This window comes from Siminovitchia fordii DSM 16014 = CIP 108821 (assembly GCF_000374565.1).
Taxonomy (GTDB): domain Bacteria; phylum Bacillota; class Bacilli; order Bacillales; family Bacillaceae_C; genus Siminovitchia; species Siminovitchia fordii.
This window is the reverse complement of the sequence record NZ_KB894689.1, coordinates 185804-200665: the sequence shown is the minus strand read 5'-3', so window position 1 is coordinate 200665 and position 14862 is coordinate 185804. Positions and strand designations below refer to the sequence as shown.

The window sequence follows — 14862 nt, the reverse complement described above, 5'->3', positions numbered from 1 at the left end:
TCTACGTATTAATCGACGATGTAGATGGAATAGTTCACTTTCCCGGGCAGCCGGATGCCTCTGGAAACGAACAGCCGGCGGTTCAGCCAGTCATATTTGGCAGACGCGGTCTCAAAGATAGGGGCGGTCCGGAAATAGTACTCATCCGGGTCGACCTCTTCATTGTTGTCCAGTCGCTGCAGCACTTCCGGCTCTCCGGTGCGAATGCCTCTATAGGACATCATGATCAGCTCACCGTCATCTGTTTTCAGTAAAATCCTCACGTCCTGAATGATGGTGCCGTCTTCCCGGACAGTGATCCAGTCATCTCCGCCGGGAATCACCTCAGCCGTCAGCCGGTCGCCTCGCAAGGCACCACCGGTAACGCGGATGATCCGCCGATTGCCGATCGGGGTCTTTCCAGGCAGATGGGCCCCTTCGACGGTCAACTCCATATCACATAAAAAAGAAAGGGAGGGGGCAGGCAAATGTCTCATCGGGTCAGCACTCCTTTCTCTTCTCTTCGATATTTTTCCACTTTTGCTTCATCCAGCTCTACTCCAAGACCCGGTCTATCAGGAACCAGAATGGACCCGTCCCTAATGGTCAGCGGGTTTTTCACCGGATCATCGGCCAGCCAGTCAGGACCGAACAGCTCACTGCCGTAATCCAGATTCGGGATGGAGGCATAGGCATGCACGCAGGCAGCGGTTCCGATGGAGCTTTCCAGTGACGTTCCCCCAAAACAGGAGATGCCGGCTGCTTGGGCGATTCCTGCAATTCTCACCGTGTTCTTCATTCCGCCCGATTTATGTATTTTCAGGGAAAAAATATCCGCCGCTTTTTCTTCCGCCAGGCGAAGGGCATCTTGGACAGTGGCCAGGCTTTCGTCGGCCATGATGGGTACTTTTTTCATGGCAGCCAGTTGGGCAAGACCCCGGATGTCTTCTGGTGGAAGCGGCTGCTCAAGGAAGTCGATGCCAGCTTCGAAGAAGGCGTCCATCCATTTCATCACAGTGACCTTATCCCAAGAACCGTTCGGGTCGATCCCGATGGAGGACCTGCCTCTGATGCCTTCGGCGATCCTTATATTGCGCATGGCATCGTCATCAGGACTCTCCTTACCGGACTTCGTTTTGAAGTTGGCATAGCGTCCGGCATCCACGTGGCCGATTGCTTCTTCGACATCCCCTTCGGGCGTTCCGGAAGCAAGGGCCCAGCGAACAGGTATGTTTTCCATGTGCAGGCCGCCCAGCAGCTGATGGACCGGTACGTCATACGTTTTTCCAAGTGCATCATAGAGCGCCATTTCAACCGTGGCTTTCGCAAATGGATTCGCACGGATCTGCCGGTTCAGCTTCTGCATGATCTTTTCAATATAAATAGGATTCTCCTCCAGAAGCAGGGGGACGGCGTACCGGTCGATGACGAGCTTCATCGTTTCCACACTCTCACCATTCCACCAGATTCCCGGCGTTGTGCCTTCTCCGATACCCACGACACCGTTGCTCAGTTCCATTCGGATGAGCACGAAGCTTTTGGCGGCCACCTTTTCGGTCGAAAACTGGTGGGGTCGTTTAATGGGGATGTCCAGCAATTCTGTAGTAATGCGTTTAATTCGCAAGGTTGTCACGGAAAATCTCCTCCTGTACTTATAAAGAACTTCAGGCAAAGAAAAAAGGGGACAGTTTTTATGCCCCCGGCAGCCGGAGGTTATTCCCGGCGCATAACAAAATTTAAAGAAGCTTCCTTGTGATCGCCCTTATCCTCCAGCTTGGTGACCAGTTCTGTTCGTACGCCGTCTGCTACGTCTGTTTCCAGCCACTCATCGCCCTCGAAGAACACCTGGGTGATCAGTGTTTCATGGCCGTCGGCTTCAAACATGAAGTGGAGGTGCGCCGGACGCATCGGATGCTGGTCCATATATTCCAGGAACTCCCCGGTAGGGCCCTGATCCGGAATTGAATAAGGGAGCGGAACAATGGATTTTACTTCAAAGTTCCCGTCTTCATCTGTGAAAAAGTGCCCTCTTAAGTTATATCTGGGTGCATCGGCATCAAAGGCTGAATATTTTCCTGTACTGTCGTTTTGCCACATTTCCACCTTTGCGTTTGCGAGCGGCATACCATCCGTATTGCTTACATTTCCTTTGAAAATCAAAACCTCTCCTGCTTCATCAGGCCGCTGAGTCAAAGTGTAGGGTTTGCCCGGTTCCTTTTCTATTTCCGGCGAGCCTTCAATGAAGTAAGGTCCCAAGAGGGAAGGCTGAGTGCCCGGCTTGTCCGTATACATAGCTCTCAATACATGTGTCTCCAGGAACACATCCGCATAAAGAGGAAGTTCTCCAGCTCTTCCAAGTCGATCCGCCCAGTTGACGAAATTGGTGTATTCCTCGTGGTTCAACTTTGCTTCTTTCAAAAACTCCTGCATATGCGAGATAAATAGATTAAACACTTCTTCGACACGCTCGTTCTTTTTCACTACTTGTTTCTGCAAGATCATTACCTCCAAGTTAACTATTTACTTTCATCTTGTGCTTTGAAGCAGGTTAGATCTCGCTGTTAAGATAGCGATTACATTACAGTGTATATGTATAAAACAAGAAAGATAAGAATAGACTCATACACTAAATGATAGACCAGCTACCTATAACTCTAGCACGAAAGAATCAAGTTATTCAAATTGTAACAATATTTAGTTATGTATTGTACCGCATAATCCTACTAATATATTTGAAATAGCCATATGAATAGGCTAAATACTTTATAAAACAAGGGGAACCCTCTCATCAGGTCCCCCATTTTTTGACATTCCTATAACTAAAAGCCTCCGGCATCCGGAAATTTGTACGGATCCCCATTAAATGGTTCATCAGATATTTTAATAGATTCTGTCGGGCATCCTTCATGGGCATCTTCCAAATCATCCATCAGATCCTCAGGAACAGGTGCATTCCCGCTATTGTCATCTAATAAAACAAACGACAGCCCTTCTTCATTGTAATCATATATATCGGGTGCAGCAGCCCCGCAAGCTCCGCATGCTATGCAGGTGTCTTGGTCAACAATTGTATATTTGGGCATCGGAATTTTTTCCTCCTCGCGTGAAATTTGGTCTGTAAACTTTTCCAGTACCGACCGTCATAAGGTCATTGGCTGCTTTTCTTCCCTTTCCCTTTTTTCCATGATGGTTGTGCTGTGAAGCGACTGTACCTTTGCAGCAGGGTCAATAAATACCTTGGCATTGCTTACAGCTGTAGTAGCTTCTCCAAACCCGGAAGCGATTAACTTCACCTTGCCCGGATAGGTTGTAATATCACCCGCTGCATAAATCCCTTCCATATTTGTCTCCATTTTGGAGTTCGTTACAATCGAATTCTTCTCGATGTGTAATTCCCATTCCAAAATAGGGCCCAAGGAGGATACAAACCCATAATTGATGAGGACGTCGTCTACAGGGATCGTGATTTCGGAGTCACTCTTTGCTTCTTGCAAAATCACTTCCTTCACACGATCATCGCCTAGGAATTGAATAGGATTAAACGGCGTCAAAACCTCCACCGAAGATTGCTTTAGCAGCTCTACGCTGTGTTCATGAGCTCTGAACTTATCCCGGCGGTGCACAACGGTAACCTGTTTGGCAATCGGTTCGAGCATTAAAGCCCAATCTACGGCTGAGTCCCCTCCGCCGAAAACGGCTACACGCTTATCTCTGAATCTTTCAAGGTCAGTAATAAAATAGTGAACATTAGAATCTTCAAACTGACTTACCTCTTCCAACTTTAATTTACGCGGCTGGAAAGCTCCATTTCCCGCTGTGATAATAATCGTTTTTGAATAGTGAAGACCGGAACTCGTCTCGATCCTGAAAATTCCGTTCTCTTTTTGGATAGATTGGACAGCCTGGTTCAAACAGATAGATGTATTGGACTCAAACATGTTCATTTGCTCAATCAAATTGTCCACAAGCTCCTGTGCCCGTACTTTTGGAAAGCCAGCAACATCGTATATATATTTCTCGGGATATAATGCGCTTAATTGTCCGCCCAATTGCGGAAGGCTATCGATTATTTTGGCACTTGCCTGTCTCAGTCCAGCATAAAAGGCCGCAAAGATCCCAACAGGCCCTCCGCCAATAATCGTAATATCACGTACTTCCTTGTCCTCCTGCAAGTCAATCCCTCCCTCAAACTTAAATGAGTGTATATTTTTAATTTTAAATTTACTTTTCAGCTCTCACAACATACCAATAGGCTGAAAAAACGAAGAAAAACCATACGATTCCCCTTGTATCTGTCTCACATCAAGCTTGGCAGCCATAATACTAACTGGGGAAACATGATAAGTAATACCATACAAACAACATTTAATATAATAAACGGGGTGACTGCACTGTATATCTGCCCCATGCTTACTTTATCGGCCAAAACGCCCTTCATCGCAAACAGGTCCATTCCAAACGGCGGTGTGATCGTTGCCAATTGCATATTCAGCAGTAAAATGACCGAAAACCAGATTTTATCAAATCCAACTGCTCCTATTATGGGCATGAGTAATGGCAGGGTCATCATCATAATGGAAACAGGCTCCAGAAAGCAGCCAAGAAAAATGAGCAAGATCTGTAATATGAACAACACCAGAATAGGAGGTATTGAAAGCTCGCTGAAAAACAGGATAAGAGCTTCCGTAATTCCTGTAAAACTGAGAACCTGACTGAATATGGAAGCTCCCGCCATGATCATTAAAATCATAGCAGTTGTTTTTAATGTTCCATGAAGGGACTCCAACAGCAGTTTATACGTCAATCTTTTATAGAAGGCTGCCAGGAGTACAACGGCAACTGCTCCGAGGACCGCCGATTCAGTCGGTGTAGCGATCCCTAACATGATTGAAGCTACAATGATGGCTACAATAAGGCCAATAGGCATGATGTATTTCATTGTATCTTTTATCCTTTCAGCCCAAGACACCTTCTCGACATGGTAAGTAGGAGCCAACTCCGGCTGTAGAGCACAACGTATAGTGACATAAATAACAAAAATTAACGCTAACAACAATCCGGGAATCACGATGGCCACCAGGAAATGCCCGACAGGTATTCCCGCTAGAGAAGCAAGGATGACGCCAAGCGCAGTCGGCGGGATCATTGTGGCTAAGCCTGCACTCCCCAATATGGGTCCAATCGACATCTTGTGACTATACCCTTTTTTCTCCATTTCAGGGACTAAAAGTGATCCCAGCAAGGCGGTACTCGCCACACTTGACCCGCTCAAAGCGGAAAATAGCGTCCCGCTTCCGACCGCCAGCAGACTCAATCGACCCGGCAGCGCACCCAGCCACTTGCCAAGCGCTTCAAACACATAGGCCCCGATACCCGTCCGGAACATAATCTCTCCCATTAAAATAAACATGGGGATAGGGAGCAGAGAGAACAGACTGACAGATTGAAACATATCCATAGTCAGTAATTCCACCCCGTTGGTCCCATTCCATAGAATAAAAACGGCGATCGTATTTACCACCAAGAAGGCAAAGGCAACAGGCATACCGATTCCAAACAAAAATGCCAATCCTATAAATATGAGAGTTAACACCATATACCATTCCATCAATTTTCTCCTTTCTGTTCGGCAGGGAGCTCATTAAAGGAGTCAATCATTCTGAACAAAAATTGCAGTGAGGCAATGAACAGGCCCACCGGCACTATACCGATAAGCAGCGCTTGGGGCAGTTCCAAGACTGTCTCTGTCACAATCCCCCGGGATATTAAGCCCACCACTTTATAAAAACCGAAAATTGTCAGTAAGGCAGTGATCAAAAATCCTATTGATGAACTGAGAATGTTTGCAGCCCTTTTATATTTAGGTGACAATCTCTCCGTAATTAAATCGAATTTGATATGGCCATCCGCTTTCAATAGCCAACCAGCTCCGCAAAAAGTTATAAAAGCAAGCATGTACTCTGTCATCTCAATCGTCCAGTCCATCCCCAAATAGAGAAAATTCCGGTTGATGATTTCAATGATCACCAGGCAGCACAACCCGATAATAAGGACGATGCCGATCATGCCAAATACATCCGTCATACGATTTACTGCTTTTCTCAACATCCTCTGCCTCCTTTGATTACTCCTTTAGCTATGATTCCGTGGTCGTAAGTTCCCGAAGTTTTTCCACTTTATCAGGCACCTTTTCTTCCAGATATCTCCACTCCACCTCGTAGGCCTGGTTGGTAAACTTTTCTCCATCCTCTGAAGACAGTTGAATAAACTCAATTCCTGCCTTGAGCAATTCTTCCTTCTCAACCTCATCTTCTTTCAAGTAATGTTCAACCATTTTCTTTTCATAAGCGGCTGTGGCATGGATGATCGCCTGCTGATCTTCCGGTGATATTTCATTCCATTTACTATCATTCATTAAAATGGTGCAGTTTTGATTCCAGAACGGATGATCCAGCACATATTTAGAAGCATCTGTCCATCCATTTCTCCGGGGTCCTACAAGCCCGCCGTATACAAAGCCTTTCACCACCCCTGTTTGTAGAGAAGTATAGACTTCCGTTGGGGCAACCATGACGGAAGATATCCCTATGTCATTAAAAAAACGCCGATAGTTGGGTGCGGAGCGGATTTGCATGCCCTCTAACTCCTTTAATTCTTCAATCGGTTCATTCAGCCAAATCCGCGGGGAGCCTGAGAGCCATCTGCCAATATATTGGACTCCGAGTGATTGATGCTCCTTGACCATTTCATCGTATAATCCATTTTCTCTTTCCTCCCAAGGAGTAAGCTGTGAGAGCGGTAAAGCAGAGACTGCGGGAGCTTGTGAATGATATTGCCCCGTATATGTAAAGAGCACATCGACAATTCCTGATGTTAATCCTTCAAACTGAAGGTTTACCGGGATGATATTGGCTCCGCCCTTCCAATCAATCTTGACCCTTCCTTCTGTCACTGTTTCAACTTCTTCGATCCATTCATTTAAAGTAATGGTCAGAGGATCATTTTTCGGAAGAAAACTGACTGCTGTAAAAGTGACAGACTCTGATTGTTGTTTACCGGATGTCCCGGTTACCTCTTTATTGCCGCAGGCGCTGATAAAAATCATGCACAACAATAAAAGACCAACGAGTAGTTTTTTCATATAACCACCTTTTTTGCGCAATATTTATTTGAAGCAGGGATTCGATATTGTAAAGGAGTCTTATTAAAAAGGTTCAGCTCTCGGGTAGAGCTGAACGCATATGTTACTCCTTAGTCACTAATGGCTCAACAGCCGGCTTCGGTATTAGTCCCAAATGATCCAATAAATCAATGAACTTTTGAATGGTTTCCAGTTGATACTGATCCATCCTTTTTTCATCGAAGGAATAAAACCCTCTTCCGGTCTTCATTCCGATGTCCCCCTGCTCTATTTTTTCTTGAATGATCTGAGGAGGAGTGAACCTGTCTGTTCCCAATGACAATTGCAGATGGTTACTTGCATGGTAAAGTGTGTCTGCCCCTCCCCAGTCAATGAACTCCAGAAGGCCCAGAACGGCAAATCGCAGGCCAAACCCGACTCGGACAGCTTTGTCAATGTCTTCTGGAGAAGCCACTCCATCTTCAACCAGTCTGGCAGCTTCGTTCATGGCAAGCGCCTGAACCCTGGGGACAATATATCCTGGAGATGGCGCACACTTGACCGGCACTTTCCCAATTCGCTCAAGGAGTTGGAAGACCTCACCCAGAACCTCTCCACTCGTCTCGGTGCCCGGGCTTACTTCCACCAACGGAATAAGATAGGCAGGGTTCAGCCAGTGAGTATTTAAGAACCTCTCTTTTTGTGTGACCATTTCTGCCAGTTCGTTAGCAGAATAAGCGGAAGATGTGGATGCAATCGGCACCTCTTGAGGAACTTTAAGACAGATAAATTCAAAAGCCTCTCTTTTTGCCTCCGCTATTTCCGGTAACGCCTCAAATACTATATCTGCGCGCTCCCATCCACATTTCTCATCCTTCGGACGGATATGTATCCGGTCCAGAACCAGCTCGACGGACTCCTCGGACAGGACACCACTGCGAGACAGAATAGACAACTGGCCTTTGATTTCCTGCTTTGCATCAATTACATATTGCGCAAACTCCCCATTGGTCCTTTGCTTAAAGTCAACCAAATTAACTTCATACCCTTGATAGGCGAATGTCAACGCGATTCCCCTGCCCATTCTCCCTGCGCCGGCAATCAGGATGCAGCCATTAATTGACTTCATATTGAACTAAACCTTTCTGCAGCAACATTTTCAGCTCTTCCGTTGTTTTAGACGACAAGCCGATGTTTTCCATTGTCCGCCCTGTTTTTCTTAAATCTTCTCCAACTATGCTGCTTGCAATAGAAAGCAATCCAGCTGCTGTCGGAACCGGTATATTCAGCCATTCACCGAGGGAGACAAGAAACGCTAAACCGCAGGCAATGTCTTCCCTCATATACCGGTGCGTCTTCAAATCGAGCGGTTCATACCAATCTTCCCCGTCGACCAACTCTTCATGGGCCCCATTCCCATACATCCATTCGTCTCCATCCAAGTTGTAGTGGTCATCCAAAGGAAAGTGCGGAGCTGTATATCCCAGCGCCTCGCGGATTTTAATTCTCTCTGCATCTAGGGCTTTATGGACGTTCCTGACTGATGGCTGCGTCCCTTCATCATGGATATCCCATCTGTCGAAATGCTCGATGGGCCCTGCATTCATAATGATAAGAGGCGGATGAATGATCGGACCGGCATTCATCAGCGCCCCATCCAATGCATCCTGTATAGGCTCAACCGATGGATATGCCTGTTTTAAAATGTGAAAAGCCCTATCTGACTGATTGGAAGGAAAGACACCTGTCGGGAGCCTCGTTGCACGCCCTGAGATCGAAACTGTTTCTTCATCATATTTCCTGGCCAAATAAGGCAAGGTTCCAGTTTCTGCAAAAGCGACATGTGCTTGGCATCCTTCTTCTGCTAACGCTTTTGACATCAGATAGCTTCCAAAGGTACCTGGCGGAAGAAATATCACCTGGCCATCCTCAAGTACGGGAGTCAGTATTTTTGCCAACGAAACCTGAGTGGTGGCGGGTAATGGGATAACTATCAATTCCGCATTCTGTACTGCAGCCTCTAAGTCGCTGGTCGCCAAATGAAGCTGAACTTCCCGCGTTCCTTTTCGATCTTTCACAGTAATGGCCTGCTTGTCCAATACACCCTTGAACAATTCCTGATTTCTTCTCCATAACCTCACCCTGTGTCCCTGTTCTGTGAGATCAACCGCTGCCGCATAACAGCCGTTTCCGCCTCCAAGCACTGCAATTTCCATGTGGATTCCCCCCTATTTTTATTTTCCTTTGTATTTCTCAATCAGTTCGTACAGCCTTTTCTGGTACTCTTTTGCCGGCAAGCCTTTTGCCTCTGCCTTTTCAACCGCTTCCTTCTGCGTGGTCTCCAATAGCTCATTCCACTTCTCTTCATCAGACAGTGAGACTACGCTTAGTCCTTCCTCTTCTTCACTCCATTGCATCGCCTCTTGGACGTGCTCGTCCAGATACTTTCCGGTGAATTCACTCATTTCACTGCTTAGTTCCTCAATGACCTTCTGCACATCCTCTGGCAAGGCATCCCACTTATCCTTGTTCATTACTGCCACAAATGAAGTAATCGTCAGCGGATAGTCAGTGACATGTTTGACAGATTCAGCAAGTTTCAAGTCTTTCAATACCTCTCTCGAAGAAATATTCCCTTCAATGACACCGGTCTGTAACGCTTCAGGGGCTTCATTCTGTGACATTCCGACCGGTGCCGCTCCCAGCTTTTCCATGACCGGAGTCAACCCGCCGGATATTCGCAGCTGTTTTCCCGATAAATCTTTCAAACTGGATATGGCCTCTTTGCTTTGGATGTAGGACGGCTCTGTGGCAAAGGCTGTTATGATTTTAAAATCTTTCAAGGCTTCAGGTGGATACTCCTTGATCAAATCATGTACCACTTGACTCGCGACTTCCGAGTTGGGATAACCGGAAGGCAAGTCTGATATTTCTAATAATGGAAAACGCTTGGGTTCATAAGTTGTCGCGGTAAGACCTATATCAGCGGTGCCGTTGGCAACCCCGTCAAACATGTTGCTGGCTTCAAGGAGTGTTCCGCCGAAAAACATTTCTACTTTGACTTGACCATTAGTTCTTGACTCCAATTCTTCCGCCCATTTTTTCATTTGAACTGCAGGAAATGTATTGTCAGGTGCAAAAAAAGCATAAGACAGGGTAATGCTGTCCTTGCCTCCGGATTTATCTCCCGATGTTTCTTTGTTGCCGCAGGCAGCCATCAGAAATACCATGAAACATATGAAAAGAATAAGGAATTTCTTTTTCTTTATGAACCTCATCACGTTCTCCCCTTTATGAGTGATTTAACTCTAGGTAACTCTTATTCTCTTTTAAAGCTGCCGTCCACGATTCCGACCGCTCGTAACAATCGGCGATTTCCATTATGTGATGATCAGAAAAAGGTTTTCCTATCATTTGAAGTCCTACAGGGAAGTGATCTTTCGTAAATCCACACGCAATAGACAACGCCGGAAAACCCAAAATATTTGCTAACGGAGTTTTTCCAAGTACAAACATATTGCTTATGGCTTGCTCGGGAACCATCGTTCCAATTTCAAACGGAGGCTGTACATTTGTCGGTCCAATGAGAGCGTCTATCCCCTTCATTTGCGTGAGTGTGGATTGAATGAACTTTTTTCTAACCCTTTGTGCATGAATATAAGAAGTTGCCGATATATCCCGTCCATACTGAAAACGATACTTTAGATCATCTCCATATAGATCTCCGTGTTTTTTTAACAGGGGTTCATGATAGGCGACGACCTCGGATTGAGCGATCGTTTTCAATCCTTCAAGAGCACTATCGATAAAAGGTAGATCAATGGGAATGATTTCGGCTCCCAATGATTCCAATTGTTGAAAAGCTTTTTCGATGACACTTTTCACATCCGAATCAATACCTGAATACATATAAGACTCATAGAAACCCAGCTTGATACCTTTTAGATCATCCCGTTCATTAAAAGCAGATGTCTGCCCATTAGATCCAACCATTGCCTCAAGCATGATGGCTGAGTCTTTGATGGTCCTGGTCATTGGTCCTACATGGTCAAGTGACCAGCTGAAAGGAATACTGCCCTCGCGGCTGACCAAGTCATAGGTAGGTTTGATTCCTGCTGTTCCGCACATAGCTGCAGGAAGACGTATGGACCCCGCCGTGTCAGTCCCTACTGCACCGAATGCCATTCCCGCCGCAGTTGCAACCGCCGATCCTCCACTGGAACCGCCCGGAATGTATTTCCCATTCCAAGGATTTCTGGTACTCCCATAATGGGGATTTTCCGTAGTGGCTCCCATGGCAAATTCATGCAAGTTCGCTTTGCCTATAATAATGGCCCCTGCCTCTTTCAAGTTTCGAACCACAGCGGCATCCTCATCAGGCACCCAGTTCTCAAAAATCTTCGAACCCCCAGTGGTAAGAATATCTTTCGTCTGCACCATATCTTTGACAGCAATTGGTACTCCGTGCAAAGGACTCCGAATGTTTCCTTGCTGTGCTTCCTTCTCTAACACTTTTGCTTGTTCAAGAGCTTGTTCTTCCGATACTGTAATAAAAGCGTTGAGAGCAGGTTCCACCTGCCGGATACGCTCAATGGTCAGTTTCGCCAATTCCACCGGCGACACATCTTTCTCCGCAATTCGCCTGCTGATGTTATCAATGGTGTCAAATAAAAGCTCACTCATTTTCATTCTCCTCAGCGCCCTCTAGTGAAAAAGAAAAAGCCGGATCTGATAATAATAGGTCTTCTTTGTTTACATCCAATAACTTACTTGTGTATTCTTCCAACGACACCATGCACACCCCATCCTTATTTTTTTCCAATTCCTTTAGACTAAAAATAGAACGATTTTTGGAAACAGCAGCAGCAAGCCAATGAAAATTACATATGTGACCAAGAAATAGGCTGCCCCTTTAAAAATGGTCGTTACAGGTGTTTTGGGAGTAAGCCCCTGTACAACGAATACATTCACTCCAACAGGCGGAGTGATGGCTCCCATACTGGTCACAACACATAGGACGACAGCAAACCAGACTGGATCATATCCCAGTGCCAAAACGGTTGGATAAAACACCGGGATAGAAATCATTAAAAATCCAAGTGCATCCATGATCGATCCGCCAATGATATAAATGATCAAAATCGAGATCAACACGAAAATCGGCGGGACAGGAAGGTTGGTCACCCACTCAGATACTTCATAGGGCAGCCTCGTAATCGTTAAAAATCTACCAAACACCATGGCTCCAACAACTAACATCATGACCATCGCGGATGAGCGGAGTGCTCCTGCAATAGCAATCTGGAAATTCTTCCGGTTCAGCTTTCCCATGGCCAACGACAGAACAATTGCTCCAAAGGCTCCGAATGCCCCTGATTCAGTCGGTGTGAAAAATCCTTTGTACAAACCGCCGATGACAAAGATGAACAACAGGGCAATCGGGATGACATCTTTAAGGGACTTCACTTTCTCTCCCATGCTGAATCTCTCTCCTGCCGGTCCGAGATCCGGATTTCTTTTGCATAGAAAGACAACGGTTAATATCAGGAGAATGGTGAGAAAAATGCCTGGGACAATGCTTGCGATAAAAAGATCTTTAATCGATTGCTCCATTTGAAGCGCCAAAACGATTAAGACAGTACTTGGAGGAATAATAATCCCAAGAGTACCTCCTGTTGCAATGCTTCCAGTGCTGAGGGCTTTGTTATACCCGTATTTATCTAGTTCAGGAAGGGACATCGTCCCCATCGTTGCTGCCGTGGCAGAGTTGGAACCACAGATTGAGGCAAAACCGGCACTCGCCAAAATGGTCGTGCTTGCCATTCCTCCGCGATAATGTCCAACCCACTTGTATGCTGATTCAAAAAGTCTTTCGGCAATGCCTGTTCGAAAGACCACTTCCCCCATTAATATGTAAAGCGGAATTACACTTAAAGAGTAACTGGAAAACTGGTTCCATAAGTCTGCGCTTAACACGTTGTAGGCAGCTTTCGGAGATGCTGCCAATAGCAAACCTACAAAACCCACAATGAACATAGAAAAGCTTAACGGCATCCGCAGGAACATCAACACGAAAAGAACGCAGATTCCTAATACCGCCAATAGAATCAGATCCATTATCTTGCCTCCCTCCACACTTCAATGGTTTCTTTGATTAATGCCAGAACCAAGCTAAAAAAACCGATGGAACATAAAATGACCAAGGGATAAAAAGCAACCTGCATCGTTTCTGAAACAACACCGCTCTGTTTCAAACCCATGCCATACAAGGTAATTTGCCAGCCAGCCATGGCAAAGAACAAGATGCTGATTACATTTACCATGGAGTGTGTCAGCTTTTGCAATCCTGAAGGAAATTTCACAATGAGCAAGTCAATGAACACATGGCCTTTGTGCAGCTGAGCATATCCGAGGGAAAAGACGGCAGTCATGGCCCCAAGCCAGCTGACCAGTTCAACAGTCCCGGCAATGGGATCAGAGAATAATCGCTTGATAGAATTAAAGACGACCAACAGCATCATACAAATGAGAGATAGACCGGCTATAAAAGCCAGTCCCTGATTTAAAGAATCTGTTATTCTAAAAAAGATATTCGGTTTACCTGCACCTTGTGGAGCATCAGTCGAATCTATATGCGCCGTAATTTTCGGGTTTTCAGTGTCTAATTGGATAGACTGTTCAGTTGCCATTGTTCGAACCTCCTATACTCCATTACTTGAATTGCTCATTGTATTTTTCAATTAAAGTTCTCATATCCTCAAGGTATTCCTTTGCAGGCTGCCCATCCTTCTCTACCTTTTCAACATACTCTTCCTGCATTTTACTCAATTGATCATCCCATGACTTTTTCTCACTCTCGGACAATTCAACAATTTTAAGGTCATGAGTTTCCTGGCTCCATGTGATGGATTCTTGAACATGATTGTCTAAATAATCACCGGTAAACTCCGTCATCTCTCTATTCAACTCATCAATTGCCTGTTGAACATCTTCAGGTAAAGAATCCCATTTATCTTTGTTCATAACAGCTATAAAGGTGTTCAGCGCCAAAGGATAATCAGTCACATAGCCGACCATCTCTGCCAGTTTCGTATCTTTTAAGATTTCTCTTGATGAAACGTATCCCTCGACAACCCCTGTTTGTAATGCTTCAGGAACTTCAGCCTGCGACATCCCGACTGGTGCAGCTCCGAGCTCCTCCATGATCGGTGTAAGTGCACCAGCGATTCGCAGTTGTTTTCCCTTTAATTCTTTAATAGAAGAAATTGGTTTTTTGCTCTGTATATAAGCAGGTTCCGTCGCAAAAGTCGTAATGATTTTAAAATCTTTTAGTGCTTCCGGCGGGTATTTTTCTACCAGGTCAGCTGCTACATGACTCGCCGATTTGGCATTTGCATAGCCTGATGGCATATCTGAAATGGCCAGAAGGGGAAACCTGCCCGGCTCATAGGATGTAGAGGTTAGCCCGATGTCAGCCGTCCCATTCGCTACTCCATCATACATATTGTTCGCTTCCAATAAGGTACCACCTGGAAAAAGCTCAACTTCCACTTTTCCATCTGTCTTCTCTTCAAGCCGCTTTTTCCACTCTTCCATCTGAACTGCAGGAAATGTTCCTGCTGGAGCAAAAAATGCATAGGTCAACTTGATTACGTCATCTTTACTTTTATTAGAAGCTGATTTCTCGGAACCGTCTGCTCCGCAGGCACCTAGAATGACAGCTGCCAATAGCAATGGGATAAGAACGAACAATCTCTTCATTT

At 45.6% G+C, this 14862-nt stretch carries 15 protein-coding genes; all 15 read right to left on the bottom strand.

The features are described 5' to 3' along the window. Positions 1-8 precede the first annotated feature (8 nt). Positions 9-476: a DUF3237 domain-containing protein gene (locus C509_RS0109725; protein WP_018706742.1), complete on the bottom strand. Its 468-nt coding sequence runs from the start codon at positions 474-476 to the stop codon at positions 9-11. Continuing rightward, complete coding sequence (locus tag C509_RS0109720) at positions 473-1612, bottom strand: muconate/chloromuconate family cycloisomerase (protein ID WP_018706741.1); 1140 nt, start codon at positions 1610-1612, stop codon at positions 473-475. The genes C509_RS0109725 and C509_RS0109720 overlap by 4 nt, the downstream gene beginning before the upstream one ends. A gap of 80 nt (positions 1613-1692) precedes the next feature. After that, positions 1693-2481: a dioxygenase family protein gene (locus C509_RS0109715; protein WP_245542458.1), complete on the bottom strand. Its 789-nt coding sequence runs from the start codon at positions 2479-2481 to the stop codon at positions 1693-1695. A gap of 317 nt (positions 2482-2798) precedes the next feature. Next, positions 2799-3062 (bottom strand): ferredoxin, encoded by a 264-nt coding sequence (locus C509_RS0109710; protein ID WP_018706739.1) that lies wholly within the window; start codon positions 3060-3062, stop codon positions 2799-2801. A gap of 57 nt (positions 3063-3119) precedes the next feature. Beyond that, on the bottom strand, positions 3120-4151 hold the full coding sequence (locus C509_RS0109705; protein WP_018706738.1) for an NAD(P)/FAD-dependent oxidoreductase: 1032 nt from the start codon (positions 4149-4151) through the stop codon (positions 3120-3122). 125 nt (positions 4152-4276) lie between these two features. Continuing rightward, positions 4277-5587: a TRAP transporter large permease gene (locus tag C509_RS0109700; protein WP_018706737.1), complete on the bottom strand. Its 1311-nt coding sequence runs from the start codon at positions 5585-5587 to the stop codon at positions 4277-4279. Further along, positions 5587-6084, bottom strand: coding sequence for a TRAP transporter small permease (locus tag C509_RS0109695; RefSeq protein WP_169509198.1), 498 nt, complete (start codon positions 6082-6084; stop codon positions 5587-5589). The genes C509_RS0109700 and C509_RS0109695 overlap by 1 nt, the downstream gene beginning before the upstream one ends. 31 nt (positions 6085-6115) lie before the next feature. Then, complete coding sequence (gene dctP / locus C509_RS0109690) at positions 6116-7120, bottom strand: TRAP transporter substrate-binding protein DctP (RefSeq protein ID WP_018706735.1); 1005 nt, start codon at positions 7118-7120, stop codon at positions 6116-6118. Between the two features lie 103 nt (positions 7121-7223). Next, entirely contained in the window at positions 7224-8228 is a 1005-nt protein-coding gene (locus tag C509_RS0109685) for a 3-hydroxybutyryl-CoA dehydrogenase (protein ID WP_018706734.1), read from the bottom strand. Further along, positions 8215-9315 carry an NAD/NADP-dependent octopine/nopaline dehydrogenase family protein gene (locus C509_RS0109680; protein ID WP_018706733.1) on the bottom strand — a complete coding sequence of 367 codons (1101 nt, stop codon included), beginning with the start codon at positions 9313-9315 and terminating at the stop codon, positions 8215-8217. The genes C509_RS0109685 and C509_RS0109680 overlap by 14 nt, the downstream gene beginning before the upstream one ends. A gap of 18 nt (positions 9316-9333) precedes the next feature. Next, entirely contained in the window at positions 9334-10377 is a 1044-nt protein-coding gene (locus C509_RS0109675) for a TRAP transporter substrate-binding protein (protein WP_018706732.1), read from the bottom strand. A 13-nt stretch (positions 10378-10390) separates the two neighbouring features. Then, positions 10391-11782: an Asp-tRNA(Asn)/Glu-tRNA(Gln) amidotransferase GatCAB subunit A gene (locus C509_RS0109670; protein WP_018706731.1), complete on the bottom strand. Its 1392-nt coding sequence runs from the start codon at positions 11780-11782 to the stop codon at positions 10391-10393. Between the two features lie 144 nt (positions 11783-11926). Next, on the bottom strand, positions 11927-13216 hold the full coding sequence (locus C509_RS0109660; RefSeq protein WP_018706729.1) for a TRAP transporter large permease: 1290 nt from the start codon (positions 13214-13216) through the stop codon (positions 11927-11929). Next, positions 13216-13788, bottom strand: coding sequence for a TRAP transporter small permease (locus tag C509_RS23725; protein WP_018706728.1), 573 nt, complete (start codon positions 13786-13788; stop codon positions 13216-13218). The genes C509_RS0109660 and C509_RS23725 overlap by 1 nt, the downstream gene beginning before the upstream one ends. Positions 13789-13810: 22 nt before the next feature. Next, positions 13811-14860, bottom strand: coding sequence for a TRAP transporter substrate-binding protein (locus C509_RS0109650; RefSeq protein ID WP_018706727.1), 1050 nt, complete (start codon positions 14858-14860; stop codon positions 13811-13813). Between the last annotated feature and the right edge of the window lie 2 nt (positions 14861-14862).